The sequence below is a fragment of the Mesorhizobium sp. M8A.F.Ca.ET.218.01.1.1 genome (assembly GCF_004791165.1).
Taxonomy (GTDB): Bacteria; Pseudomonadota; Alphaproteobacteria; order Rhizobiales; family Rhizobiaceae; genus Mesorhizobium.
Genome location: NZ_SRUZ01000002.1, coordinates 214,729 through 240,442, shown reverse-complemented (window position 1 = coordinate 240,442; position 25,714 = coordinate 214,729). Strand labels below are relative to the sequence as shown.

Below are 25,714 nucleotides of genomic sequence, written 5' to 3'. Positions count from 1 at the left end.
CTAGTGCACCCCGGGCTTCTTCAGCGCGTCGGCGATCTTTTCCAGCGTGTTGCGCATCGCCTTCTGCTCGTCGGACTGGGCCTCGACCCAATCGCGCATGATCTGCTGCTCGGAACGCATGTTCTTGACCAGGCCGGAAATGCCGTCGGCGAGATTGGCCATGGCGGTGGCGACGCGCGGGTTGGAGCCGCCGCCATTCTCCTGCATGCTGCGCAGCCGCTCCGACAACAGGCGGATTTCGTCGGAGGGTTCGGTCCTGGCCGCGTCGGAGACGACGATGTCGGACGACAGGTCGGTGACCGAGGACAGCCAGTTTTCGAGTTCGGTGTAGAAGCGCGTCTGGGCGCGGCCGGCCTGCAGGTCGAGGAAGCCGAGCACGAGCGAGCCGGAGAGGCCGAACAGCGAGGACGAGAAGGCGGTGCCCATGCCGGCCAGCGGCGCCGACAGGCCCTGCTTCAGCGAATCGAGCACCGCCGCGGCATCGCCGGTGCCGGGATCGAGAGACTCGATGGTCTCGCGGATCGAGCCGATCGTATTCAACAGGCCCCAGAAAGTGCCGAGCAGGCCGAGAAACACCAGCAGGCCGACCAGGTAGCGCGAGGTGTCGCGGCTTTCGTCAAGGCGCGTGGCGATGGAATCCAGCATTGTGCGCATCGATGAGGTCGAAAAGGCCATCGACGACGAGCGGCCGATCATCGCCTTCATCGGCGCCAGCAGCACCGGTTCCGTCGTCTCCGAGCCGGCGCGGAAGGAGTTGACCCAGCGCACCTCGCGAAACAGCCGGCCGACCTGCGTGAAGGCCAGCAGGATACCGACGACGAGCACGCCGACGATGAGGCCATTGAGGCCGGGATTGGTGACGAAAGCGGTGGTGACCTGGCGGGTCAAGATGGCGGCGATGAAGGCGACGATGGCCAGGAAGATGACCATGGTGAGCAGGAAGACCTGCGGACTCGACAATTTGTGTGGATCGTAGACCAGTACGTCGGAGCGCCTGCCCATGCCGAAGGATCTGAGAAAAGCCATCCGTGCCCCGTTTCCGATGCCGCTGCCGCCGATCACGTAGGTGGCGACTCTAAACGGAATTGTGACCAAATTGAATGGTGCTTGGCAATATTGCCACAGGTAGCCTTAGGAGCCGGCGCCTCAAAGGCGGTTGATGACCAGGCAGTCGACCATGGCCGCCAGGTGCAGACCGGCGCCGGTGACGACGAAGCCGTGCCACAGGGCGTTGTGGAAGCGCAGCGCCTTCCAGGCGAAGAAAATCACGCCGCAGGAATAGACGACGCCGCCGGCGACGATGAGCATGATCGACGTGGTCGGCAGCGTCTCGACGAGCGGTTTGACAAGGATGACGCCGCTCCAGCCGATGGCAAGGTAGAAGACGATCGCCAGCCTGTCGAAGCGGCCGGGGAAAAACACCTTGATGGCAATGCCCGTTGCCGCCGCGGCCCAGACCAGAACGATCATCCAGCGCGCCAGCGGCGAGTTTCCCAACTGGGCGAGAAAGGGTGTGTAGGTGGCGGCGATCAACAGATAGATCGCGGCATGATCGAAACGCCGCAAGATCCACTTCGCGGGCGAGGTCACCGGCCACAGATTGTAGGTCAACGATACCGACAGAACAGTGAGCAGCGAGACGACATAGAAGACGGCGGCGATGTATTCGCCGGGCCCGACCCGGAAGGCGGCGAGCGCCAGCAGCGCCGAGCCGGCCGTGATCGCCAGCACGATGCCCACCGCATGGACGATCCCGTCGGCGATCATCTCGGCGCGCGAATAATGCCAGCGTCCGATGAACGGAATCTCGATCTGTGACGGCGTGTTGATCATCTATCGTCCTAGCGTCACCCTTTATCTGGGCAACCGCCGGACAGTATTTCAAGCTTTGTTTGCGGTTTTGCGACTGCGGCCGTTCAGCGCGGCGGGAGCGGCTTTTTCACCGTCTTCAGCAATGCGCGCTGGATGATCTCATTGCCGGCGACGACCGTGCCGGTGTCGAGCATATCCTGTCCGCCATCGATGTCGGAGGCGAAGCCGCCCGCTTCGCGGATCAAGAGCAGGCCGGCGGCGATGTCCCAGGCCGACAGGCCCACTTCCCAGAACCCGTCCATGCGCCCGGCGGCGACATAGGCCAGATCGAGCGAGGCGGAGCCCATGCGGCGGACGCCGGAGACCTCGGCCATGACGTTGCGCAGCTCGACCAGGAAATTGCCGTGGTGGCCGCGGCCGAGATGCGGCACGCCGCAGCCGATCACCGTGTCGACAAGCTTCGTGCGGCCGGCGACGCGCAGGCGGCGATCATTCATGAAGGCGCCGCCGCCGCGCTCGGTGGTGTAGAGCTCGTCCATGGCAGGATTGTAGATGACGCCGGCAACGATCTGGCCCTGGCGCTCGAGCGCGATGGAGACTGCGAAAAGCGGAATGCCGTGGAGGAAATTGGTGGTGCCGTCGAGCGGATCGACGATCCAGCGGTGCTGGCTGTCATCGCCGGCGACCGCGCCGCGTTCTTCCATCAGAAAGCCGTAGCCAGGGCGTGCCTTCGACAATTCGGCAAAGACGATGTCCTCGGCCTTGCGGTCGGCCTGGCTGACATAGTCGCCGGGCCCCTTCATCGAGACCTGCAGGTTCTGGACCTCGCCGAAGTCGCGCGACAGCGAGCGGCCGGCCTTCATTGCGGCCTGGACCATGACGTTGAGGAGGGCTGAGCGTGCCATAGTGCTTCTTCCTGGTGCGGCGCTTTAAACTCTGTCTCGATGCATGCCGGTGACCCAAATCCGGGGCCACTTCTGGGCGGCACGCATCAGTCGGCGCGGCGCACGTAAGTGATTTCGTTGGTGTCGACGATGATGCGTTCGCCGGCGCCGATGAAGGGCGGCACCAGCACGCGAATGCCGTTTTCCAGCACCGCCGGCTTGTAGGAGGACGCTGCGGTCTGGCCCTTCACCACGGGATCCGCCTCGGTGATGGTCAGCGTCACATAGTCGGGCAGCGAAATGCCGATCGGCCGTTCCTCGTAGAGCTGAACCGTCACCATCATGCCGTCCTGCAGGAACGCGGCGCGGTCGCCGACGAAATCCTTGTTCAGTTCGAGCTGCTCGTAGCTTTGGGTGTCCATGAACACCAGCGCGTCTTCCTGCTCGTAGAGAAAGGAAAAATCCTTCAGGTCGAGCCGGATCTGCTCGACCGTCTCGGCCGAACGGAAGCGCTCGTTGAGCTTGGTGCCGTTGATGAGGTTCTTCAGTTCGACCTGGTTGTATGCGCCGCCCTTGCCGGGCTTGACGGTGTTGGTCCTGACCGCCACCCAGAGGCCGCCATCGTGTTCGATGACATAGCCGGGACGGATTTCGTTGCCATTGATCTTGGCCATGATGATGGGATCCGGGATGCTGCCAACGGCCAGGCCGTTGGTATGGGATGTTCGCCGTGACAAGCGATTTAAGGCTCCAAGACCACAAATCGCCCGGAGAGGCAAGGGAGGGCGGATCGGCTCCGGCCGGCAAGCCGGCGTCAGGTCTCGACCTCCAGGACATCGCCGACGGTCTTTTCAATGGCCTGCGCGGCCTTTGCAAGGCGGTTGAGGTGCGGAGAGCGCAGGGCCACCACCTGCAATGAAAGATCGAGATCTCCGGTATCGACAAGCGCGAGGTCGTCGGGAAGTCCGCGCGCGGCGAGCCGCGACGGCATGAGGCCGAGGCCGTGTCCCCGACGTACCCATTCCATCTGCATCGCCGGGTCCTGAATTTCCGCCGCTATAACGAGCCGATGCCGTTCGCCGCCCAAAATGGCCAGGAGCCTCTGACGCGCGTCGCAAGGCTCGGGACTAAGCACCCAGGGCCTGGAAGCCCAGGCGGCGTCCGTGAGACGGGGTTTGGTGGTGCCAGCCGGCGCTATGATGGCGAGGCGTTCCGTGCCAAGCGCGTCCGGGCCTTGATGATCGGCGGATCGCAGAACGATCGCCATGTCGAGTTGGCCGCGTTCGAACTGCTCGATCAGTTCCGCGCTCCAGCCGGTCTTGAGCCGCAAGGATATTTTTGGAAACGCCCCAGCCGCGCTGGCTATACCGCCCGCAACGCCCGCGTCGGACAGGCCATGTGCCAGGCCGACACGCAGCACGCCTTGCGGCTCGGTGTCGGCGGCGAAGGCTTTCAGAGCCTCGACCGAAGCCAGTATGTCTTTCGCGCGCTCCAAGACCTCCAGTCCCGCCGTGGTCAGGCGCGGCGGCTTCTGCCGGCGATCGAGAAGCGTCGTCCCGAGCATATCCTCCAGTCGCTGCATCTGACGCGTGACGGCAGGCTGCGTCAGAGGCAGGCGGCGGGCCACGCTCTGGATCGAGCCCTCCTCGGCGAACAGGACGAGCGTGCGTAATTCCTCCAGCATCTCCAACATTGCTCCAAATGCATAATCATCCTGATTATTATGAATTTGAAATCAGGACCAAGGCAAGCGATTTTCCTTTCCATGAGCTCCAGACGGAAAGGAAAGACAATGAAGGCCATCGAACTGCAGCACCCGGGCGGCTTCGACAACCTCAGACTGGTCGAGCGGCCAATGCCGGAACCCGGGCGCCAGGAGATGATCATCAGGGTCAGGGCAACCGCGCTGAACTACCGCGATGTGGAAATCGCCCGTGGCATTTACCACACTGCCTTTGCGCTGCCGTTGGTGCCGCTTTCGGATGGCGTCGGCGAAGTGGTTGCGGTTGGCGCCGAAGTGACCCGCTTCAAGGTCGGCGATCGTGTCTGCGCCACATTCTGGCAGCGTTGGGTCGGCGGCAGTTTCGCCATGGCTGAGCCCTCCTATCAACGGGGCGGCCCGATCGACGGGTTGCTCAGCGAGTTCGCCAGGCTGGATGAACAGGCGGCCGTCCTTGCGCCGGAGCACCTGAGCGATGTCGAAGCCGCGACGCTGCCTTGCGCCGCCGTGGCGGCCTGGCATGCGCTGTTCACCGAAGGCCGGTTGAAGCCCGGCGAGACGGTGTTGAGCCTGGGCACAGGCAGCGTCTCGCTGTTTGCAGTGCAGTTTGCGGCTGCCGCCGGGGCACACGTCATCGTCACGTCGAGCAGCGACGACAAGCTCACACGCGCAAAGGCGCTTGGCGCCCATGACGGCATCAACTATCGCAGCGACCCGGATTGGGCGTCGGCCGTGCTGGCGCTCACCGGTGGGCGTGGCGCCGATCACATCATCGAAGTCGGCGGCCCGCAAAGCTTCGCCCAGTCGCTGAGGGCTTCGGCGCGCGGTGCCCAGATCAATGTGATCGGCTATCTCGGTGGCAGCGAGGGTGCAATCAATCCGCTCGACATCTTTCGCCGCCAGGTCCGGGCACGCGGAATTCCGGTCGGTTCACGCGAATCCTTCGAGGCGATGAACCGGGCCCTCGCCGTCAACCGGTTGAGGCCGGTGATCGACAAGGTCTTGCCGTGGCGGGAGGCAGCCGGCGCCTTCCGCCATCTCGAACGCGGCTCGCCCTTCGGCAAAGTCGTCCTGGATCACATGCAATGAGCGCGCGCTGTCCTCAGGGCAGGCGGTTCGCCTTCTGCAGGGCCTGCTTGGTCTGGTCATCGCTCAGCCCTTGCAGGAAATCGTCCATCTCCTGATCGATGAGGCCGGCGCGGCGGGCAACGATATACCAGGCGCCGGCGAGCACCAGGTCCGGATCGGTGCCGATGCCTTGCATATAGAGTTTTGCCAGGCGGTTCTGGGCCGCGACATTGCCGCCTTCGGCGGCCTGTTTCGTCCAGCCGAAAGCCGATTTCAGGTCGCGCGCGCCGCCGCGGCCCTCGATCATCCAGGCGGCGAGATCGATCTGCGCGGTGTCGTAGTTCTGACGGGCGGCCTGCGCCAGCAGCCGCCGTGCCTGTGCATCGTCGCGCGGCTTGCCGCCGACGCCGTTGGCATAGATCTGCGACATGGCGTATTGCGCGTCGGCGAGACCGGTCGCGGCAGCGCGCTCATAGTAGGAAACCGCCTTGGCCAGGCCGGCGTCGCCGGGATCCTGCTGGACCAGCATCTGCGCGAAATTGAATTGCGCCAGCTGGTTGCCGGCTTCGGCGGCGGCCTGCATTAGGGCATAGGCTCCCTTCGCGTCCTTCTTGACGTAACGGCCGTCGAGCAGCATCAGCGCATATTGGAACTGCGATTCCGGCACGCCCTGCTCGGCGGCAAGCGCGTACCATTTGGCGGCCTCGGCGGAGTTCATCGGCACACCCAACCCACGCGACAGGATCTCGGCCACCAGCGTCTGCGCCGCCGGGTCGCCGTTCTGCGCACGGACCAGGGCCAGATTATAGGCGGTCTTGTAAAGCCCGCGCTGGAACGCGCCATAGGCGGCGTCCGCCGGCTTGGCGCCGAAGCGGTCGGGATTGACGCTGTCGACCGAGGGCAGCGGTGCGGGCTCCGCCGTGGTGGCTGGCTGCGGCAGCTGGTTTTCGATCGGCTTGTCGGTGTGCATGCCGGTTTCAGGCTTGCGCTGCGGCAAGGGTATAGTTTCGGCGGCGGCGGCCTGGATCATCACCGCCGCAAGCAGGGCCTGAAGGGAAAGCCTTGCCAGGGACACGTCAATCCTCGAAGCGCGGCGCTGTGTCGTCGAGCAGGGCATTGGCCCGGGCGATCGCCACCTTCGGATCGACGCCGTCGGCGAACACGGCGCTCGACAGCGCGACGAATTCGGCGCCGGTGGCGGCCACCGTTTCGACGGAGGCAAGATCGGAACCGGCCTCGACGATGCAAGGAATCTGGATCATCTGCGCCCACCATTGCCCCAATGACAGGTTGCGCGGATGCGGCTCAGGCTTGTTGTCGTAGCCGAAGCGGCCGAAGAAAATGTAATCGGGCCTGGCTTCGCCGAGCTCCAGCGCGTCGTCGCGGGTCTTGGCACCGCCGGTGCCGACCATCATTTTCGCCTGGAAATGCTCGATCGTCTCGGCGAGTTCGGCCTTGGAGACCTCGACATGGATGCCGTCGGCCTGGACCCGGCCGGCGATGCGGGTGTCGCCAGCAATGATGACCGCCACGCCCGCGGCCTGCGCGGCCGGCACGACCTGTTCGGCAAAGGCCTGGAAGGAGGCCTCGTCCATGCCGTTCTCGGGCAGGATCAGCGAGGCGATGTCGCCGCCGTCGAACGCGGCCGCGATGCGGGCGGCCGGCACGCCGGGTGGCGCGATCAGTACGATGCGGCAGCGGTTGGGAGGCGTGGCGTCATTCATGGTTCTTCGATCCCGGGTTTCGCCTATGCCGGGCGAAGATGGTTGGATTGCGGCATAGAGCAAACTGCCCGCTTTGAACAGGCGGACAGCCAGGATCGGATTTTTTGACCGCCGGGTAGCCGGCGTGCCGCCTTACTTGATCGGCTGCGGGCTCGCGGCGGACGGTCTCGATTCCACAATGTCCAGCCGAGGTTCATGCCGGCGGCTGCGATCAGGATGGCGGCGGCGCCGACGACCTGGCTAAGATGCAGCCGATGGCCGAAAGCGATGACATCGACCAGGATGGCAACGACCGGATAGATGAAGGACAGCGACCCCTGCAGATGCGTCGGCAGCTTCTGGATGGCGCCGTACATCAGGATGTACATCACGCCGGTGTGGACGATGCCGAGCGTTGCCAGCATGGCCCAGCTCCATGGGTCGGCGGGAAGATGCGAGAGATTGGCGAAGGGCGCCAGCATGACGACGCCGACGCAGACCTGGATGAGCGCGATCAGATGCGGCGGCGTGCCCTTGAGCTTCTTGGTGACGATGGCCGCGACAGCCCAGAAAAAGGCGGCGGCCAGGGCCATCAGGATGCCGGCGAAATAGTTCGTGCCGACATCGCCGGCGTCTGGGGCGGCCCCGACGATCAGCACCATGCCGGCGAAGGCGATTGCCAGCCAGGTCAGCTTGGTCAATGTCAGCCGCTCGGCGAACAACAGCGCGCCGAAGCCGACCAGCATGAAGGGTTGCGTGTTGTAGACCGCGGTGGCGATCGAGATGGAGGCGCGTGAGAATGCGCTAAACAGGAGCAGCCAGTTGATGACGATCGCCGCGCCCCCAAGTGCTGCGAGGCCGACGATGCGCAACGACAGCCTGTTGCGCAACAATCCAAGCGAAGCGCAGATGATGAGCAGCGTCAGCGCGCCGAACGCGCAGCGCCAGAACACTACATCCATGATCGGCTGGCCGGACATGATGACGAACCATCCGATCGTTCCCAGGATCGCCATTGCGGCCGACATTTCGACCGTGCCACGTACAGTATCGTTCATGATAAGCCTCTGAACCCGTTGAGCCAGCATAATCTCATGCGACGCCGAGGCTTTCCATCTCCTCGGGAAGGCTATATGAGGAGGTGGCCTAATTATATTAGGCAGCCGCTCGAATCTGCGAGAAAAAGAAATGCTGGACGATCTCGACCGAAATCTCCTCGAAATCCTGGTCAGGGATGCGCGGACCTCGCTGAAGGATCTGGCGGCCCGGGTCGGGCTTTCGTCGCCGAGCGTTTCGGAGCGGCTGCGGCGGCTCGAGGAACGCGGCGTCATCCGGGCGTTCACCGTCGAGATCGATCCGCTGGCGCTCGGCTATACGCTGCAGGCGATCGTGCGGATCAAACCTTTGCCGGGCAAGCTGCACATCGTCCAGAAACTGATCGAGGAGATTGAAGAGTTTGGCGAATGCGACAAGGTGACGGGAGATGACTGTTTCGTCGCCCGGCTGTTCGTGCGCTCGATCGGCGACCTCGACGGCATTCTCGACCGGATCGCCGACAAGGCCGAGACCAGCACCGCCATCATCAAGGCACAGCCGATCCGGCGGCGGCCGCCGCCACTGGGGTTGCCGTCGGGCTCATAGGCTTGACACCCCGAGGCCATGGTGGAAAGGCGCGGCCAGTCCACCAAATGTCAGCCTTCCGCCAGATGGCTGTCTGAAGAGCGAGAAAAACATGGCGCAGAACATTTACGATCAACCGGAATTCTTCGCGGGTTACAGCCAGCTTGGCCGCTCGGTCGAAGGCCTGGACGGTGCCGCCGAGTGGCCGGCGCTGCGCGCGATGCTGCCTGATGTCACAGGCCTGAGGATCGTCGACCTCGGCTGCGGCTTTGGCTGGTTTTGCCGCTGGGCGCACGGGCAAGGCGCGCGCGATGTCCTTGGGCTGGACCTGTCGGAGAAGATGCTTGCCCGGGCCAGAGCTGCCGGCCCGGACACGGGCATCACCTATGAGAGAGCCGACCTCGACCAGCTCAGCCTGCCGCGGGCCAGCTTCGACCTCGCCTACAGTTCGCTCGCCTTGCACTATGTCGAGGATGTCGAGCGCCTGTTCGGGACCGTGCATCAGGCCCTGTCGCCAGGCGGCCATTTTGTCTTCTCGACGGAGCATCCGATCTACATGGCGCCGACCAATCCCGGCTGGTCGATCGATGGCGAGGGGAAAAAGACCTGGCCTGTCGACCGGTATCTGGTGGAAGGGCCGCGCAAGACCGACTGGTTGGCCAAGGGCGTGGTAAAACATCACCGCACCATCGGCACCACGCTCAACACGCTGATCGGGACGGGTTTCACGATCGAGCATGTCGAGGAATTCCGTCCGACGGACGCGCAGATCGCGGCCATGCCGGGTCTTGCGGAAGAGCTCGAGCGGCCGATGTTCCTGCTGGTTTCGGCGCGCCGATAGCTATTCGAAGCCCGTCGGCCAGGCTTGTCGCGGCCAGCCCATATTTGCGGTCGCCGGGCACGCGATTCTGGGCTATTCAGGCGTTGATCGCTTTCCCTCCAGACCAGTCCCTCCCCATGTCAGGCCTGCTTCTCGATCCGTGGTTCTACGCGGCCGCCGTCCCGGCGGTCATTCTGGTCGGCCTGTCCAAGGGCGGCTTTGGCGGCGCCGTCGGCTTCGTCGGCGTGCCGCTGATGGCGCTGACCATGCCGCCGGTGCAGGCGGCCGCCATCCTGCTGCCGATCCTGTGCCTGATGGACATCGTCTCGGTGTGGACGTGGTGGGGCGTGTATGATCGCAAGATGTTGGTCGACATGATGCCGGGCGCCGTCATCGGCATCGGGCTTGGCTGGCTGACGGCGGCACTCGTCACCGAGGAAGCGGTGCGGCTGATCGTCGGCGCCGTCGCCATCGTCTTCGTGCTGCGCTGGCTTTACCTGCAGTTTCGTCACGGCTCCGACCATGCCGCCGCACCCAATCGCGTGGCGGCGGCCATATGGGGCACCGTCGCCGGGTTTACCAGCTTCGTTGCCCATGTCGGCGGACCGCCCTTCCAGGTCTATGCCTTGCCGATCAGGCTCGACCCCAAGGTGCTGTCGGGCACGGCGGCGATCTTCTTTGCCGCCACCAATGCGCTGAAGCTCATCCCCTATTTCGCGCTCGGCCAGTTCGATACCGCCAATCTGACGGCATCGGCGGTGCTGATGCCGCTGGCGCCGCTGTCGACCATCGCCGGCGCGTGGCTGGTGCGGCGCATGCGGCCGGAGATTTTTTATCCCTTCACCTATGCGACCGTGGCGGTCGTGGCCGTGAAGCTTCTGTGGGACGGGATCGCCGGCATCATGTAGCACTCCAGCCCGCGTCAGGCGGCGCTGGGCACCATGCGTCTTGGCCGGCTGAGCGCCATGGCGGCACCGGCGGCAAGAACCACCACCATGCCCGCGAGAATGACGACGTCGTGCAGGGTCGGCTTCAGCACCATGTCGGTGATGATGACGAGCATGACCGCATAGTCGAAGCGCGCCGCCCGCAGGATGCGCTGGCCATAGGCCAGGGCCGCGGGCGTCACGCCGTCCCTGGCGATCATCGCGCCCATGCGGTCGGCAGTCGGCTTGAAAACGAACATTCCGATGCACAAGGTCGTGGCGTAGCCGGCAAGGCCGATCAGGACCCAGAGATCGGAGAAGCCGACCCAGAACGAGCACATGATCAATCCGAAGGCCAATGTCAGCATCGACATCGGCGCGAAGAAGCGGTTGCCCAGCTCGCCGGTGGCGCGCATCGCCTGCAGCGTTCCCTGGATGTTGCCGGCTCGATCCGCCAGCGTCGCCAGCACCATCAGCGTGAAGCCGCCGCCGACCCAAAGCGTTGCCGAAAGAATGTGCAGCAATTTGACGATGGAATACCAATCCATGGCTTTCTCCCCGATGCCCAATGGTTGCTGGCGAGGGCGGGCCGTTGCCCGTCCGCTTCGCCGCCGCCGCGTTTAGCGCCGCGGTTGTTTCGGGACGATGTCGTGGAAAAACCGGCTGTGTTTCAGGCTGCCGGCTAACGAAAGCCGCCGCTAATATGATGAACGCGCCGCCCGGCTTTCTGCTATTGTCGGCATTGGGGGGCGTGACATCGTCCGGAAACAATGCCGATGCTAGTGCCGACGCCGGAGGTCCGGCGGCGGCAGCGCTTGCCTGACGATCAACACTCATTCCCAATTTGGGAAAAGCCAATTCGGGGGACTAATATATGCAAGGGGTAGCACGGAATTTCTTCACGCTGGCGATCATCTATGCGCTGTGCGGCATGGCACTCGGCATTCACATGGCGATCAGCGAAGACCATGGCCAGATGCCGACCCACGCCCACACGATGGTGGCTGGCTGGCTTATGTCGGCGGTCTTCGCGTTCTTTTACCACCTGTTTCCGGCTGCCGGGCAAAAGACGCTGGCCCTCGTCCATTTCTGGCTGACGGCGATCAGCGGCATCGGGCTCATGATCGGCCTTTATATACTGCTTGCCGGAAATCCGGGGATCGAGCCGTTGCTGGGAATATCTTCGATCGGCTTCTACGCAGGCATGCTGCTGTTTGCCTTCATTGCCTTGCCGGTGGTGTGGAAAAAGGCCTGAGTGAGGCCGAAACCTTGCCTGCGCGGCTGTGCTGTTACGGCACAGGAGCAGCGTGTAGGGTCAAAAAATATCAGGGATGTTAAGGGTCCATTAAGCTTTACAGGCGTTTACTATGTGCATCCAGTGATCTGGATTCTTACCGAGTGGTTGGAGCCACTTTGTTTGACGCCTCCCTGTTAAACTCCTGAGAGCCGCCTTATCCGCGGCTCTTTTTTTGTCCGCATTCCCGCGGCTTCCCGCGACGCCGGTCGCTGTTAACCTTCTGTTAAACATGTGCTTGCCTTCACACCGGACGAAGCGCATTTTCAAGCTTCAGTTTTATAAGGTCGCGGGTGTATCGGCACAGAGCCGAATCGGCCGGTTGCAAGTGCAGGGGCGTTATCAATGAACGAGCCGTCGAAAGGCGTTGTGAAAACCGTCAAGCTGGCGGAACGCCGGGTGTTTTCGCACTCCTTCAAACCGCTTTACCAGGAAGGCATGGGCCTGGTCGAACAGGCGGCGGAGTATCTCGACGGCAAGGGCCGGGCCGAGGCCAAGAAACTGTCGCGGCTGGCAGCCACGCTCTACGCGGCCGAGTCGATGCGGCTGACCACTAGGCTGATGCAGGTTGCCTCGTGGCTGCTTTTGCAGCGCGCGGCGAATTCCGGCGAGATGACCCGCGACCAGGTCGCTTCGGAAAAGTCCAAGGTGCGCCTCGACACCGCTTCCGCCCATGACGAGGCGGCCGGCTGGGCCGAACTGCCGAGCGATTTCCTCGACCTCGTCAACCGGTCGCTACGCCTTCAGGCATTGGTGCGCCGCATGGACGAAGAGATCTACGGCGCCGGCGCGGTGGTCGACATGCAGCCCGTGGCCCGCCGGCCCAATCCGGTCTCGGACCAGATCAGCCTGCTCAACACCGCCTTCGCCCGCAACTGAGAAACTTCGAAGCCTTCCCCGGTTGGCGGGGTGGGCGTTTCCGGTTTGTTCACTTTTCGCTGGCATCGCTGTCCGCCGGAGGTACACTCACGGCATGGGGGACGCGATTCGCATCATCGGTATCGATCCGGGGCTCAGGCGCACCGGCTGGGGCATCATCGAGAGCCTCGGCAATTCCTTGCGCTTCGTCGCTTCGGGCACCGTACGCTCCGAGGACAAGGCGGCGCTGGCGACGCGGCTCTGCCAACTGCATGACGGGCTCGCCGAAATCCTGCATCAGGCCATGCCGCATGAGGCCGCGGTCGAACAGACCTTCGTCAACAAGGATGCCGTTGCGACGCTGAAGCTCGGGCAGGCACGCGGCATCGCCATGCTGGTGCCGGCGCGCGCCGGCCTCGTTGTCGCCGAATATGCGCCAAACGCGGTGAAGAAGGCGGTGATCGGCGTCGGCCACGGCGACAAGAAGCAGATCCACATGATGGTGAAGGTGTTATTGCCGAAGGCGGTCTTCGACACCGAACACGCCGCTGACGCGCTGGCCATTGCGATTTGCCACGCGCATCACCGGCAAAGTGCCGCCTATAGGCTGGCGCTGGCGTCATGAGAGGCTGTCGGGAATGATTGGCAAGCTCAAGGGGACGCTGGACGAGATCGATGAGGATCATTGCCTCGTCGACGTGCATGGCGTCGGCTATGTCGCCTATTGCTCGGCGCGCACGCTCGCCGCGCTGCCTTCGCCCGGCGAAGCGGTGGTGCTGTTCATCGAGACCTATGTGCGCGAGGACATGATCCGGCTCTACGGCTTCCAGTCGGGGCTGGAGCGCGAGTGGTTCCGTCTTTTGATGACCAATGTGCAAGGGGTCGGCGCCAAGGTGGCGCTGGCCATCCTGTCGACATTGACCCCGGCCGATCTCGCCAATGCGATCGCGCTGCGCGACATCGCCATGGTTTCGCGTGCGCCCGGCGTCGGCAAGAAGGTGGCCGAACGCATCGTCACCGAACTGAAGAGCAAGGCTCCGGCCTATGCGGGCGCTGCCTCGGGCACGATAGGCTTGAAGCAGGAACTCGGCGAAGGCGTGGCGCCGGCGCCGATCACCGACGCCGTCTCGGCGCTGGTCAATCTCGGCTACTCCCGCGACACCGCCGCCAATGCGGTATCGGCGGCGCTGAAGACGGCGGGCGAGGGAGCCGATGCCTCCAAGCTGATCCGTTTCGGGCTGAAGGAACTGGCGCGGTGAGCCGTGAAATTCAGCACTGGGATTGACTTCGAGCATGGTTTGGTCTTCTTAGTGCGCTCGGTTTTGCAAGAGTATTCGCCGTGCACCTTTTCGCGACCAACAATAAAGTGAACTCAGGATCGGCCCTGGCCGTGTCCGAACGTCGCGCGTGCCTGCGGCATTGTCGAAGATAGCTTTATGCAGCAATCCACTCGTCAGGCCGCTTCCCAAGAAGCGGCCTTTTTTATTTGGAGCGAATGATGTTCCCCATAATCGAAACCGTCACAGACGTTCTGCCGCATATTCAGGGCAATATCGGCATCTTTTTAACGCGCTTCGATGAATACGATGTCATCGACTATGGATTTGTGGGTGACGAAACCTTCCGCAGTCCAATGACGCTTGAATGCCGTGGCTTGAAGTTCGCCAAGGATGGAAGGCTTATTGCCCGCCCGTTTCACAAGTTCTTCAACCTTGGCGAGAGACAGCGCCCCGAGGATATCGACTGGACAGTTCCGCATCTCGTTCTGTCGAAGCTCGATGGTTCGATGGTTCACCCGTGCATTGTCCGCAATGAACTGGTGTTCATGACGCGCATGGGCGTCACGGCGCAATCGATGGCTGCGTTCGCACATGCCGGAGAGAATGTTCGCCAGCTTTCGAAATACGCCATCGAAGCAGGCATGACGGTGCTTTTCGAATTCACCTCCCCCGAAAACAGGGTCGTGATCGCATATGATCAGCCGTCTCTGACGCTTCTGGCCGCGCGCGATAATCGGACCGGCCGTTATTCAACGCACCAGGAGCTTCGATCACTGGCCGGCCAATTCGACGTGCCGTTGATCCAGCCGCTTGAGTCGTTGGCCCCAATGAAGGACTTCGTTACGGCCGCGCGAAGCCAAGAGGGTATCGAAGGCTACGTCATCGCTTTTGAGGATGGCCACAGACTGAAGCTCAAGACCGCGTTCTATGCTCTGCGGCATAAGGCGCTGTCTGGCCTGGCCTTTGAAAAGAACATCCTGGCATGGGTGGCGGAAGGGGCGGTGGACGATGTGATCCCCCTTCTGGCGCCCGACCTTGCCGAGGAACTCAGAGCTTATCAACTCGTGGTGGTCAACGGGCTCAACAGGCACCTTGGCGTCCTTGCTTCCTTCGTCGCCGAGCAGTCGGGGCGGGAGAGAAAGGAATTCGCCGCCGCTGTTCGCTCACGGCTCGATAGCAGGCTCCAGGGGGCCGCATTTGCCATGTTCGATGGAAAAGACGGCAGCGCAGTGCTCAGGAAACAACTACTGTGGGCTAGCTACAGTGAGTCGCGGCTTGATAGCATCCGCGATCTCTATGGCATGGCATGGAAGTCTCCTGCTGTAGCCGTGGAAGCCGGTTAACCGGAAGCGCTTGGCAATGCCCCGAGCAAGGACGAGGATGGATTTGTGAACGAGCGTCTCATTGCTCCCGACAAACGTGGCGAGGATGCCGAGCAGACCTTGCGGCCGCAGACGCTTGACGATTTCGTCGGCCAGGCGGCGGTTCGGGCAAACCTCAAAGTCTTCATCGAGGCCGCCAAGGGCCGCAAGGAGGCGCTCGACCACGTGCTGTTCGTCGGACCGCCGGGGCTGGGCAAGACGACGCTGGCGCAGATCATGGCGCGCGAACTCGGCGTCAATTTCCGCTCGACCTCCGGGCCGGTCATCGCCAAGGCCGGCGATCTCGCGGCACTGCTGACCAATCTCGAAGAAGGCGATGTGCTGTTCATCGACGAGATCCACAGGCTCAACCCGGCGGTGGAGGAAATCCTCTATCCGGCGATGGAGGATTTCCAGCTCGACCTGATCATCGGCGAGGGACCGGCGGCGCGTTCGGTCAAGATCGACCTTGCCCGTTTCACGCTGGTGGCAGCCACCACGCGGCTCGGCCTGCTCACCAATCCGCTGCGCGACCGGTTCGGCATCCCGGTGCGGCTCAATTTCTACACGGTCGAGGAGTTGGAGCAGATCGTGCGGCGCGGCGCCCGCATCCTGCAGATGCCGCTCGGCGACGACGGTGCACTCGAGATCGCCCGGCGCGCGCGCGGCACGCCGCGCATTGCCGGGCGGCTGTTGCGGCGCGTGCGCGATTTCGCCTCGGTCGCCGGCGACGGCCATGTCGACCGCCTGATCGCCGACGAAGCGTTGACCCGGCTCGAAGTCGATGCGCTCGGCCTCGACGCGCTCGACCGCCGCTATCTCAGCATGATCGCCCGCAATTTCGGCGGCGGGCCGGTGGGAATCGAGACGATCGCAGCGGGCTTGTCCGAGCCGCGCGACGCCATCGAGGACATTATCGAGCCCTATCTGATCCAGCAGGGCTTCATCCAGCGCACGCCGCGTGGCCGCGTGCTGACCGCCAATGCCTGGCGCCATCTCGGCCTTGATGCGCCGAAGGACCTGGCGCAGCAGCAGATCAGCCTGTTCCAGGAAGAATAGCGGGGCAATCGATCAGTCACGGGTTCCCGGACCAGTGATCAAGCATCAGTGAACGGGCCTGCGCAAATTCTCCTCATCTTTGCCGGCTTACCGGCGTATTCCTGGATTGTATCGGGTTCGCTGCCTCCATGCATGTCGTCCGCCCAAATCAGGATCGACACGCACCAGCGCATGCCGAAATGAGGTGCCGGAGCCACTCAATGATAACCAGACGCGGGTTCATGCGCTTTATCGGCGGGTCGCTGCTGTCGGTCGCCTCGTTCAGCGCCTACGCCGTCGGCATCGAGCCGATGCTGCTGACGCATGTGAAGCGCTATGCGCTGACGCCACCGCATTGGCCTGATGGATTGAAGCTGCGCGTCGTCGCCCTTGCCGACATCCACGCCTGCCGGCCTTGGATGACGCCGGAGCGGATTGCCTCGCTTGCCGAAGAGGCGAATGCGTTGCAGCCGGACCTGATCGTTCTGCTCGGCGACTACATCGCCGGCATGCGCCTGGCGTCACGTAGGGTCACGCCGCCGGAATGGGCTGGCGCCCTGTCGGGCCTCAAGGCACCGCTCGGCGTGCTGTCGATCCTCGGCAATCACGACTGGTGGGCCGATGGTTTCGCGCAGCGTGCCGGAGTTGGTCCGACGATCGCGCGCAAGGCATTGGAGAAGGTCGGCATCCCGGTTCTGGAGAACGACGCCGTGCGTCTGGAAAAGGACGGACATGGCGTATGGATCGCCGGCCTCGCCGATCAGTTGGCGCTATTACGGAAAAAGAACACCGAGCGTCCCAGGGGATTGGACGATCTCGACGGCACGCTGGCCAAAATCAGCGACGCCGCGCCTGTCATCCTGCTGGCGCACGAACCGGACATTTTTCCAAAAGTGCCGTCGCGTGTGTCGCTGACGCTAGCGGGACACACCCATGGCGGGCAGGTGCGGCTGTTCGGCTATTCGCCTATCGTGCCGTCGCAGTTCGGCAATCGCTACGCCTATGGCCATGTCATCGAGAACGACCGCAACCTGATCGTCTCGGGCGGGCTCGGCTTCAGCAATTTGCCCATCCGTTTCGGCATGCGTCCGGAAATCCTGCAGATCGACCTCGGCTGACCGGGACTTCAGGGGAGGTTTCGGATTGCGTCCATCACGTCTGGCTCGGCCTTGTCGCCATTGAACGCATCGACGACGCCGAAAGCGCCGCCATAGCTCCACAGCGACCATGAGAAGCCGTGCGCTTCGGCCCGCGCGATCATATCCTTGACATAGGCGGCCCGATACTCCGCCGGCATCACATAGGCATTGCCATATTCCTGGCGGATCATGCCGAACTCGCCCAGGGTGATGTCTTGCGGCTTGATGCCGTTGGCCTTCGCCCACGCCTCGACGGTCTTGAACTGCGCATCCATCAGGCCAAGCAGCTTGTCGGGGCTGTCCATGCTGGCGACCTGCTCGTCGAGATAGGCAAGCAGGCCGCTCTGCCGTGTCCACGGCGCCTCGGCCTTAATCCGGGCGCGGATGGTGTCGAGCGTGACGTCGAGCTGCGCCTTGGGAACCGCGGTCAACGGATAGGGCAGGCCGGTCACGTAGGGGATAAAGTCGCCGGCCCAGGTCGCGCCCTGATGGGTGAGCAGGAATGGATCGTAGGAGTGGAAGGTCCAGATGATGTTGTCGTCGGGGATGGTCCTCGGGTCGATCTTCCCCAGCGACGAGGCGGCGGAATAGCAGGCTCCGGTCAGGACCAGCGTCAGCTTCGTCGCCGAGGCGCGCGCCGCGGCGAACAGTTCGCGCTGGCGGTCGGGCCACAGGCTGGTGCCGTCGCTGTCGCAATCGACGATCGGCTCGTTCATCGGTTCGAAAGCGACCTTTTCGGGATCTTCGCCCGCCAGCGTGCGCGCCATGCCGCGAACCATCTCGACGTAGCGGTCGAAGGTCGCGGGATCGTCCATCACCTCACCCATGCCGATCTTGCGGCTGCCGCCGGCCGGGATCAGGTGCATGTCGACGATGACCTTCAGCCCGGCTCGGTTGATCATGCGCGCCGAGGCCAGCACGCTGGCATAGAGTTGGTCACGCAGGTCCGTTGTATTGTCCGAGAGGAAAGGCGACGGATCGACCGGCATGCGCAGGAAATCGAAGCCGGCATCCTTCAACGCCTTGAGGTCGTCTTCCCCAAGGAATTTTCGCCATTCCGGGTAGGGCAGGATGGCCTTGGCATCACCCCACCGATCCTCGCCGGGCCAGGTGACCCACTGGTCGAGATTGAGACCGCGCTTCATCGAGAAGGCGGCCGCTTCAGCCGAAAGTGTAGAAGCCGCCAGCGCTAGCACGACTGCCATCAAGGTCTTGATCATCGTCGTCAACAGTGCCATCGGGTTCATGCGCCAAAAATACCTGCCGCGTCGGCATCCAAAAGGGAAGCGCAATGGGCGATCATGGTGAATCCGCGGCATTGCTGGCTGGGCTTTCCGGCGCGCTGACCGAGTTCGGCCACCGGCTGATGGCGCGGGTCTATTACGCCGACACCGATTTTTCGGGCGTCGTCTACCACGCGCGCTATCTCGAATTCCTCGAGCGCGGCCGCTCCGACTATCTCCGGCTCACCGGCGTGCACCACACCGAACTCGCCGAAGGCAAGCATGGCGAGAAGATCGCATGGGTGGTACGCCGCATGGAGATCGACTTCCGCATTCCCGCTCGCATCGACGACATCCTGACCGTAGACACCCGCACCGATGCCATTTCCGGTGCGCGAATCTTCATGGCACAGCAGCTCAAGCGGGGCGACGAGGTGCTGGTCGAGGCCAAGGTCGAGGCGGCGATCATCGGCGAGAACGGCCGGCCGAGGCGCTTTCCCAGGGAATGGGTGGCGGCGTTCATGCCACGGGTCGGCTGATATTCAGGTGATGCCGGCCTGCGATACCCAGGCGCGGCAATGCGCCGCGCCTTATACACTAACCCATCCTTAACCATAACGGTTCATGAAGAGACTGGTGAAGATTGGCGTTATCCAGCGCCTTCCTTTCACCAATATTTGCCCCGAAAAGGCCGCTAACGGCACGGTTTGGGGTGTCCGGTAGCTTCGTGCGAACCGACCACAAGGGATGCCATGGGCCAGCCGCCAGCTTCGCCCGGAAAATCTTAAGGACGTAACGATGGAAAATATCGCACTCGCCGAACCGGGCGCGCAATTGTCGATTTGGGCCTTGTTCATGCAGGCCAGCTGGGTGGTCAAGCTGGTCATGATCGGGCTGCTCTGCGCTTCGGTGTGGACCTGGGCGATCATCGTCGACAAGCTGGTCGCCTATGGCCGCATGCGGCTGGCGCTGAACCGCTTCGAGCAGGTTTTCTGGTCCGGGCAGTCGCTGGAGGAGCTCTACCGCACGCTCGCCGACCGCAAGACGACAGGCATGGGCGCCATTTTCGTCGCCGCCATGCGCGAATGGAAGAAGAGTTTCGAAAAAGGCGCCAAGTCGCCGCTCGGCCTGCAGACCCGCATCGACAAGGCCATGGACCTGGCGCTGACCCGCGAGATGGAGAAGCTGGAGGGGCGCCTCGGCTTCCTCGCCACCACCGGATCCGCGGCACCTTTCATCGGCCTGTTCGGCACCGTCATCGGCATCATGACCTCGTTCCAGGCCATCGCCGGCTCCAAGAACACCAGCCTCGCGGTGGTCGCGCCCGGCATCGCCGAGGCGCTGCTGGCGACGGCCATCGGCCTGCTCGCCGCGATTCCGGCGGTCATCGCCTATAACAAGCTGTCATCGGATGCGAGCAAGATCGCCGTGCGCATGGAGGGGTTCTCGGATGAGTTCTCCGCCATACTCTCGCGCCAAATCGATGAAAAAGTCGCGCCTAAGGCCTGAGGAGTAACGAGATGGGTATGTCCGTAGGCATGGGAGGGCGCGGCGGGCGCGGCCACCGGCGGCGCGGCCGTCACCATGCGCTGATGTCGGAGATCAACGTCACGCCGATGGTCGACGTGATGCTGGTGCTCTTGATCATCTTCATGGTCGCGGCACCGATGCTGACGGTCGGCGTGCCGATCGACCTGCCGGACACCCAGGCCAAGGCGATGAATGCCGACACCCAGCCGATCACCGTCTCGATCGATGCGACCGGCAAGATTTTCCTGCAGGAAACCGAGATTCCGATCGAGGAGCTGGTGGCCAAACTGCAGGCTATCTCGAAGACCGGTTATGAAGAGCGCATCTTCATCCGTGGCGACAAGTCGACCGACTATGGCACGGCCATGAAGGTCATGGCTCGCATCTCGGCCGCTGGCTACAAGAACATCGGCCTGGTTTCACTGCAGGAACAGGATCAATAGACTCACGATGAGGACCGGCCTCACCACATCGGTGATCTTGCATACGGCGGTGCTGGCCTTCGGCCTGTTCACCCTGTCGGCGCCGGCCGCGCTTCCGTCCGCCGACGTGGAGTCGGTCGCGGTCGACATCGTGCCGATGGAAGCCATCGCGCAGACGCTGCAGGGCGACAAGAAGGCCGTGATGCATGAAAAGCCGGCGCCGCTGCCGACGCAGCGTCCCGATATCGTACCCAACGCGCAGAAGGTCGGCGAAAACAGCGTCGACACCGACAAGCCGATAACGCCGGAAGCCAAACCAAAACCCGTCGACACGACCTCGGCGCCGCCACCCGCGCCGACCCCGAAGGAAATCCCGAAGACCGAGGACGTTCCGAAGCCGCAGGAAAAGCCCAAGCCCACTCCGGCGACGGAAGTGGCGCCAGCGCCGACGCCCAAGGAAGAGGTGAAGCCCGAGCCGGTCAAGCAGACCGAGCCCAAGCCGACGCCGGCCAAGCCGGCGCCGACCCCGCCGCCGCAGGACAAGACAGCCGCTATCGATCCGACGCCCGAGGTCAAGCCCGACGCCGTCGCCGAGGCCATAGCGAAGGACCCGCCAACCGAAGAGACGCAATTGCCGAATTCGGCGCCCGCGCCGGAAGCGCGGCCAAAGCCGCAGCCGGCACAGGCCGAAAGCGCCAAGGCGCCGGAACGCAAGGATGCCGACAAGCCGGTCAAGGAAGCCTCGTCCAAGCCGAAGTCCGACGACAAGCAGTTCAACGCCAATGAGATTTCGGCCTTGCTCGACAAGCAGAAGCCGTCCGGCGGTGGCGCCAAGCGCTCGACCCAGCAGGCGTCGCTCGGTGGTGACAAGGATCAGGGCCAGAAGCTGTCGAAGTCGGAGCAGGGCGCCCTGGAAAGCCAGTTGGGCGGTTGCTGGACATTGCCGGCCGGGCTTGAAGGTTCGGAGAATTTCGTCGTCGTGGTCCGCTTCAACCTGGACAATTCGGGCAAGCTCGACGGCCGCCCGTCCGTCGAAAAGTCGAGCGGCAACCGGCAATTTGACGAAAGCGCGGTGCGCGCGGTTCAGAAATGCGACGTGGCCGGCCTGCAGGTTCCCGCCGGCAAACAGGACATCTGGAACGACATCCGGGTCACCTTCGATCCAAGGGAAATGCTTGGCCTCTAGGCCGGGCGTCCACCCAATCAAAGAAGAGAAGCGAGAAGATATGCGATCTTTCCTCAAGCCGCTCCTGACGATTGCAGCGATGGCGCTGGGCATGACGGCCGTCGTTCCGATGCCTGCGTGGGCGCTGGTCGAACTCAACGTCAACAAGGGCAATGTCGAGCCGCTGCCGATCGCCATCACGGATTTCCAGGGTGGCGATGCGCTTGGCGCTCAGATCTCACAGATCGTCACCGCCGATTTGAAGCGCTCCGGCCTGTTCGCGCCGATCGACAAGAGCGCCTTCATCGAGAAGATCGCCAATCCGGACGCAACCCCCCGCTTCGACGACTGGAAGGTGATCAACGCGCAAGCGCTGGTCACCGGAAGCGTCAGCAAGGAAGCAGACGGCCGCATCCGCGCCCAGTACCGGCTGTGGGATACATTCGCGGGCCAGCAGATGGCCGGCGAGCAGTTCTTCGCCAACGACGCCAATCAGCGCCGCGTCGCTCATATCATCGCCGATGCCATCTATGAGCGGCTGACCGGCGAGAAGGGCTATTTCGACACGCGCGTCGTCTTCATTGACGAGTCCGGCGCCAAGAACGCGCGCAAGAAGCGTCTCGCCATCATGGACCAGGACGGCGCCAACATCCGCTACCTCTCGGATGGGCGGTCGATCGTGCTGACGCCGCGCTTCTCGCCGAACCGGCAGGAAATCACCTACATGTCCTATGAGAGCGGCCAGCCGCGGGTCTATCTCTTGCAGATCGAGACCGGGCAGCGCGAACTGGTCGGCAATTTTCCCGGCATGACGTTCGCGCCGCGCTTCTCGCCCGACGGCCAGAAGGTGATCATGAGCCTGCTGCGCGACGACGGCAATTCCAACATCTTCGCGATGGACCTGCGCAGCCGTTCGACCACGCGTCTGACCAACTCGACCGCCATCGACACCTCGCCCTCCTATTCGCCCGACGGCAGCAAGGTGGTGTTCACTTCCGACCGTGGCGGCCGCGCGCAGATCTACGTCATGGGCGCCGACGGCTCGGGCCAGACCCGCATCTCCTTCGGCGACGGCGTCTATTCGACGCCGGTGTGGTCGCCGCGCGGCGACCTCATCGCCTTCACCAAGCAGAGCGGCGGCGAATTTCAGATCGGCGTCATGAAGACCGACGGCTCTGGCGAGCGCATCCTGTCGTCCGGCTTCCAGCAGGAAGGCCCGACCTGGGCGCCGAACGGCCGCGTGCTGATGTTCTTCCGCGACTCCAATGGCGGCCCGAAGCTGGTTTCCGTCGATCTCACCGGCCGCAACGAGCAGCCGATCCCGACCGCGAATTTTGCTTCTGATCCGGCCTGGTCACCGCTGCTGGAATAATACGGGAATTGGCGAATTGAAGAATTGAAGAGATGGAGAAAGCAGAAGGCTACGTAAAGCGAGCAAAGGATCTGGAGGTCTACAAGCGCGCTTACATGGTCTCTCTTACGGTTCACAAGGCCACGCTCGCTTTCCCCAAAATAGAGCAATACGCGCTGGCCGATCAGCTGCGGCGTTCCAGCAAAGGGATTTGCGCCAATCTGGCCGAGGGGTTTGCCAAACAGACCCACTCCAAAGCCGAATTCGCCCGGTTCGTTTCGATGGCCATGGGATCGTGCAGTGAAGTCGAGACGTGGATTTCATACGCATTCGACCTCGAATACATCTCACAGGCGCAACGGGACGAGTGGCTACAATCGTATGCCCATGTGTACGGAATGCTGGTGAACCTCAGAGAGAAGTTAAGGTGAACATCCTTCTTCAATTCTCCAGTTCTCCAACTCTTCAATTCCCCTTACATTCCCCCTTTTCCACGCCTTCGTCGCGTTTTGGCCGCATTTCCGCCTAGGGTCCGCGCCAACTGTGGCTTACGACAAACGGCTGCGGACGGGCGGCCTAAACCAAATTTTAACCGTGTTTCTTGAATGCCGGTTAACCCAAACGTGGTTACTGGGTGATCAACGAAATCACTCGAATACGAAGGAGAGGCGGCATGGGCCGTATCGCAGCACTTACCAGAAACCCGGTCATGATCGCGCTGGTGGCGATGCTCGCCGTCGCCGGTTGCGCCTCGAAGAAGACGCCGAACAACGCGGCCGATCTTGGTCTCAACGGCGCAGGTGCCGCAACGCCCGGCTCGGCGCAGGACTTCACCGTCAACATCGGCGACCGCATCTTCTTCGATACGGACTCGACCTCGATCCGGGCCGACGCGCAGACGACGCTTTCGCGCCAGGCGCAGTGGCTGAACCAGTACAAGCAGTATGCCATCGTCGTCGAAGGCCATGCCGACGAACGCGGAACGCGCGAATACAATCTGGCGCTCGGTGCCCGTCGTGCCGCCGCCACCCGCGACTTCCTGGTTTCCAAGGGCGTTTCGGCCAGCCGCCTCAAGACGATTTCCTACGGCAAGGAACGTCCGGTCGCCGTGTGCGATGACATCTCCTGCTGGTCGCAGAATCGCCGGGCCGTCACCACGCTCAGCGGCGCCGGTTCCTGATCGGCAAAAATACAACACACCTCTGCGAAAGGCGGCCTCCCGGCCGCCTTTTTCATATCCTGGGGCCCGAAACAAAATTTGGCCGAAGTCTCGCGCCCTGCTATGAGCCGAGGGCGCTTGGCTGGTCTCACATCGATTGGAAGGCGCGAACAAGCTAACGATTGGACGGCGAGAGGCACATGCATTTGAGATCGGTTCTGAGCGGCACGCTTGCGCTGCTGCTCCTATCAGGCGTAACCGCTTTGGCGAGCGGTTCGGGGCAATCAACCGAGAGCGGGTTTTCGTTCCATCTGCCGACACTTGAGTTGCCCAGCCTTTTCGGTGAGAAGAAAAAGCAGGATCAAGTCCAGCTCGCGCAGTCGAGCGGCGTCGGCGTGACCGGGCTCGAGGACCAACTGCGGCAGCTGACCGGCAAGGTCGAGGAACTCAATTTCCAGATCTTGCAGATGCAGGAGCAGATCCGCAAACAGCAGGAAGACAACGAGTTCCGTTTCCAGCAGCTGGAAGGGGGCTCGCAAGGCGGACAACCGCCGGCGCAGAAGAAATCAGATGCCACCACCGGAACCAACACCGACGTGGCCTCGGCCCCGGCAACCCAGGCGCCGGCTGATGCCGGCGCCGCGCCCGGCGGCGATCAATCCACAGGCGGCAAGACGGTCGAGGACGTCATCGTCGAATCGCCCGACGGTGACCCCGGCAAGCTGATCCCCGGCAAGGGAGCGCCCGAAAAGACTTTTGGGTCCATCACCGTCGACAAGAACGGCAATGTGATCGATGCCGGCGGCAGCACGCAGGCAACCGCGCCGGCACAGGACACCGCACCTGCCGCCAGCGCACCTGCCAAGGCTGGCAAGTCCGGCGGCACGCAGGTCGCGGCGCTGCCCGCCACCAACAATCCCGAAGAGCTCTACCGCAACTCCTACCAGTTCATCCTGTCGGGCGACTACGGCACCGCCGAACAGGGTTTCCGCGACCATATCTCCCGCTTCCCCAAAGACGCCAAGACGGCGGACGCGCATTACTGGCTGGGGGAATCGCTGCTTGGCCAGCAGAAATACCGCGATGCGGCGGAAGTCTTCCTCGCTGCCAGCAAGGACTATCCCAAGGCCAAGAAGGCACCCGACATGCTGTTGAAGCTCGGTGTGTCGCTGGTCGGCCTCAAGCAGCATGATGTCGCCTGCGCCACCTTCAGCGAGGTCGGCAAGCGCTATCCCGATATTTCCAGCACACTCAAGGAACGCGTCAAGCAGGAGAAGGCCCTGGCTGCGTGCTGATCTTTCCCGGGGATGTCGCAGTCCCAAACCGGGGACTTTTGGACGA

29 protein-coding genes are annotated in these 25,714 nt (G+C 63.1%); 19 read left to right on the top strand and 10 right to left on the bottom strand.

The window, feature by feature from the left end; all coding sequences use genetic code 11:
- The 5 genes from EN861_RS07585 to EN861_RS07565 form a co-directional block, all read right to left on the bottom strand.
- Window positions 1-1,026 (bottom strand): MotA/TolQ/ExbB proton channel family protein, encoded by a 1,026-nt coding sequence (locus tag EN861_RS07585; RefSeq protein WP_127277952.1) that lies wholly within the window; start codon window positions 1,024-1,026, stop codon window positions 1-3.
- Window positions 1,027-1,146: 120 nt separating this feature from the next.
- The gene (locus EN861_RS07580) at window positions 1,147-1,833 is read right to left on the bottom strand and encodes a hemolysin III family protein (RefSeq protein ID WP_127277951.1); all 687 of its coding nucleotides are present in this window, start codon (window positions 1,831-1,833) and stop codon (window positions 1,147-1,149) included.
- 83 nt (window positions 1,834-1,916) lie between these two features.
- The gene (locus tag EN861_RS07575) at window positions 1,917-2,717 is read right to left on the bottom strand and encodes an inositol monophosphatase family protein (protein WP_127277950.1); all 801 of its coding nucleotides are present in this window, start codon (window positions 2,715-2,717) and stop codon (window positions 1,917-1,919) included.
- Window positions 2,718-2,803: 86 nt separating this feature from the next.
- Window positions 2,804-3,370 (bottom strand): elongation factor P, encoded by a 567-nt coding sequence (gene efp, locus EN861_RS07570; protein ID WP_027141779.1) that lies wholly within the window; start codon window positions 3,368-3,370, stop codon window positions 2,804-2,806.
- Between the two features lie 140 nt (window positions 3,371-3,510).
- Window positions 3,511-4,380 carry a LysR family transcriptional regulator gene (locus EN861_RS07565; protein WP_189343583.1) on the bottom strand — a complete coding sequence of 290 codons (870 nt, stop codon included), beginning with the start codon at window positions 4,378-4,380 and terminating at the stop codon, window positions 3,511-3,513.
- Between the two features lie 108 nt (window positions 4,381-4,488).
- Here EN861_RS07565 and EN861_RS07560 point away from each other — a divergent pair, with 108 nt between their 5' ends.
- Complete coding sequence (locus tag EN861_RS07560) at window positions 4,489-5,505, top strand: NAD(P)-dependent alcohol dehydrogenase (protein ID WP_135863210.1); 1,017 nt, start codon at window positions 4,489-4,491, stop codon at window positions 5,503-5,505.
- 13 nt (window positions 5,506-5,518) lie between these two features.
- Here the strand turns inward: EN861_RS07560 and EN861_RS07555 are convergent, their stop codons facing one another.
- Genes EN861_RS07555 through EN861_RS07545 form a run of 3 tightly spaced genes read right to left on the bottom strand, consistent with a single transcriptional unit; the run spans window position 5,519 to window position 8,245 of the window.
- Window positions 5,519-6,559, bottom strand: coding sequence for a tetratricopeptide repeat protein (locus tag EN861_RS07555; protein ID WP_135863208.1), 1,041 nt, complete (start codon window positions 6,557-6,559; stop codon window positions 5,519-5,521).
- 1 nt (window position 6,560) lies between these two features.
- Window positions 6,561-7,208: a thiamine phosphate synthase gene (locus EN861_RS07550; protein ID WP_127872139.1), complete on the bottom strand. Its 648-nt coding sequence runs from the start codon at window positions 7,206-7,208 to the stop codon at window positions 6,561-6,563.
- 23 nt (window positions 7,209-7,231) lie between these two features.
- Entirely contained in the window at window positions 7,232-8,245 is a 1,014-nt protein-coding gene (locus EN861_RS07545; RefSeq protein WP_245512008.1) for a DMT family transporter, read from the bottom strand.
- Window positions 8,246-8,375: 130 nt separating this feature from the next.
- Between EN861_RS07545 and EN861_RS07540 the strand changes: the two genes are divergently transcribed.
- The 3 genes from EN861_RS07540 (at window position 8,376) to EN861_RS07530 (ending at window position 10,535) form a co-directional block, all read left to right on the top strand.
- A complete protein-coding gene (locus EN861_RS07540) occupies window positions 8,376-8,828 on the top strand; it encodes an Lrp/AsnC family transcriptional regulator (RefSeq protein WP_135863206.1) in 453 nt (150 codons plus the stop codon).
- A gap of 91 nt (window positions 8,829-8,919) precedes the next feature.
- Window positions 8,920-9,648 (top strand): class I SAM-dependent methyltransferase, encoded by a 729-nt coding sequence (locus EN861_RS07535; protein ID WP_135863204.1) that lies wholly within the window; start codon window positions 8,920-8,922, stop codon window positions 9,646-9,648.
- Window positions 9,649-9,764: 116 nt separating this feature from the next.
- Window positions 9,765-10,535: a sulfite exporter TauE/SafE family protein gene (locus EN861_RS07530; protein WP_127281288.1), complete on the top strand. Its 771-nt coding sequence runs from the start codon at window positions 9,765-9,767 to the stop codon at window positions 10,533-10,535.
- 14 nt (window positions 10,536-10,549) lie between these two features.
- Here the strand turns inward: EN861_RS07530 and EN861_RS07525 are convergent, their stop codons facing one another.
- Window positions 10,550-11,101 carry a DUF2269 family protein gene (locus EN861_RS07525; RefSeq protein ID WP_135863202.1) on the bottom strand — a complete coding sequence of 184 codons (552 nt, stop codon included), beginning with the start codon at window positions 11,099-11,101 and terminating at the stop codon, window positions 10,550-10,552.
- A 326-nt stretch (window positions 11,102-11,427) separates the two neighbouring features.
- Here EN861_RS07525 and EN861_RS07520 point away from each other — a divergent pair, with 326 nt between their 5' ends.
- The 7 genes from EN861_RS07520 (at window position 11,428) to EN861_RS07490 (ending at window position 17,502) form a co-directional block, all read left to right on the top strand.
- Window positions 11,428-11,808 carry a hypothetical protein gene (locus tag EN861_RS07520; RefSeq protein WP_023771684.1) on the top strand — a complete coding sequence of 127 codons (381 nt, stop codon included), beginning with the start codon at window positions 11,428-11,430 and terminating at the stop codon, window positions 11,806-11,808.
- Between the two features lie 384 nt (window positions 11,809-12,192).
- On the top strand, window positions 12,193-12,726 hold the full coding sequence (locus EN861_RS07515; protein ID WP_135863200.1) for a DUF1465 family protein: 534 nt from the start codon (window positions 12,193-12,195) through the stop codon (window positions 12,724-12,726).
- A gap of 94 nt (window positions 12,727-12,820) precedes the next feature.
- Window positions 12,821-13,330 carry a crossover junction endodeoxyribonuclease RuvC gene (gene ruvC / locus EN861_RS07510; protein WP_135863198.1) on the top strand — a complete coding sequence of 170 codons (510 nt, stop codon included), beginning with the start codon at window positions 12,821-12,823 and terminating at the stop codon, window positions 13,328-13,330.
- Window positions 13,331-13,343: 13 nt separating this feature from the next.
- Window positions 13,344-13,964 (top strand): Holliday junction branch migration protein RuvA, encoded by a 621-nt coding sequence (gene ruvA, locus EN861_RS07505; protein ID WP_135863196.1) that lies wholly within the window; start codon window positions 13,344-13,346, stop codon window positions 13,962-13,964.
- A 239-nt stretch (window positions 13,965-14,203) separates the two neighbouring features.
- Window positions 14,204-15,328, top strand: a complete 1,125-nt coding sequence (locus EN861_RS07500; protein WP_189343582.1) for an RNA ligase — start codon at window positions 14,204-14,206, stop codon at window positions 15,326-15,328.
- 45 nt (window positions 15,329-15,373) lie between these two features.
- The gene (gene ruvB / locus EN861_RS07495) at window positions 15,374-16,405 is read left to right on the top strand and encodes a Holliday junction branch migration DNA helicase RuvB (RefSeq protein WP_135863192.1); all 1,032 of its coding nucleotides are present in this window, start codon (window positions 15,374-15,376) and stop codon (window positions 16,403-16,405) included.
- Between the two features lie 200 nt (window positions 16,406-16,605).
- The gene (locus tag EN861_RS07490; protein ID WP_127872131.1) at window positions 16,606-17,502 is read left to right on the top strand and encodes a metallophosphoesterase; all 897 of its coding nucleotides are present in this window, start codon (window positions 16,606-16,608) and stop codon (window positions 17,500-17,502) included.
- Window positions 17,503-17,510: 8 nt separating this feature from the next.
- Here the strand turns inward: EN861_RS07490 and EN861_RS07485 are convergent, their stop codons facing one another.
- The gene (locus EN861_RS07485) at window positions 17,511-18,761 is read right to left on the bottom strand and encodes a cellulase family glycosylhydrolase (protein ID WP_135863511.1); all 1,251 of its coding nucleotides are present in this window, start codon (window positions 18,759-18,761) and stop codon (window positions 17,511-17,513) included.
- 53 nt (window positions 18,762-18,814) lie between these two features.
- Here EN861_RS07485 and ybgC point away from each other — a divergent pair, with 53 nt between their 5' ends.
- The 8 genes from ybgC to ybgF all read left to right on the top strand — a co-directional run bounded on the left by ybgC (window position 18,815) and on the right by ybgF (window position 25,668).
- Entirely contained in the window at window positions 18,815-19,285 is a 471-nt protein-coding gene (gene ybgC / locus EN861_RS07480; protein WP_127280352.1) for a tol-pal system-associated acyl-CoA thioesterase, read from the top strand.
- A 259-nt stretch (window positions 19,286-19,544) separates the two neighbouring features.
- On the top strand, window positions 19,545-20,255 hold the full coding sequence (gene tolQ / locus EN861_RS07475) for a protein TolQ (protein ID WP_015315267.1): 711 nt from the start codon (window positions 19,545-19,547) through the stop codon (window positions 20,253-20,255).
- Window positions 20,256-20,266: 11 nt separating this feature from the next.
- The gene (gene tolR, locus EN861_RS07470) at window positions 20,267-20,719 is read left to right on the top strand and encodes a protein TolR (protein WP_027141797.1); all 453 of its coding nucleotides are present in this window, start codon (window positions 20,267-20,269) and stop codon (window positions 20,717-20,719) included.
- A gap of 7 nt (window positions 20,720-20,726) precedes the next feature.
- Entirely contained in the window at window positions 20,727-21,884 is a 1,158-nt protein-coding gene (locus EN861_RS07465) for a TonB family protein (protein ID WP_127872130.1), read from the top strand.
- Between the two features lie 40 nt (window positions 21,885-21,924).
- Window positions 21,925-23,235: a Tol-Pal system beta propeller repeat protein TolB gene (tolB, locus tag EN861_RS07460; RefSeq protein WP_127872129.1), complete on the top strand. Its 1,311-nt coding sequence runs from the start codon at window positions 21,925-21,927 to the stop codon at window positions 23,233-23,235.
- A 32-nt stretch (window positions 23,236-23,267) separates the two neighbouring features.
- Window positions 23,268-23,645, top strand: coding sequence for a four helix bundle protein (locus EN861_RS07455; RefSeq protein ID WP_127872128.1), 378 nt, complete (start codon window positions 23,268-23,270; stop codon window positions 23,643-23,645).
- Window positions 23,646-23,887: 242 nt separating this feature from the next.
- Complete coding sequence (pal, locus tag EN861_RS07450) at window positions 23,888-24,394, top strand: peptidoglycan-associated lipoprotein Pal (protein WP_127279987.1); 507 nt, start codon at window positions 23,888-23,890, stop codon at window positions 24,392-24,394.
- A gap of 179 nt (window positions 24,395-24,573) precedes the next feature.
- On the top strand, window positions 24,574-25,668 hold the full coding sequence (gene ybgF, locus EN861_RS07445; protein ID WP_127872127.1) for a tol-pal system protein YbgF: 1,095 nt from the start codon (window positions 24,574-24,576) through the stop codon (window positions 25,666-25,668).
- Window positions 25,669-25,714: the final 46 nt, after the last annotated feature.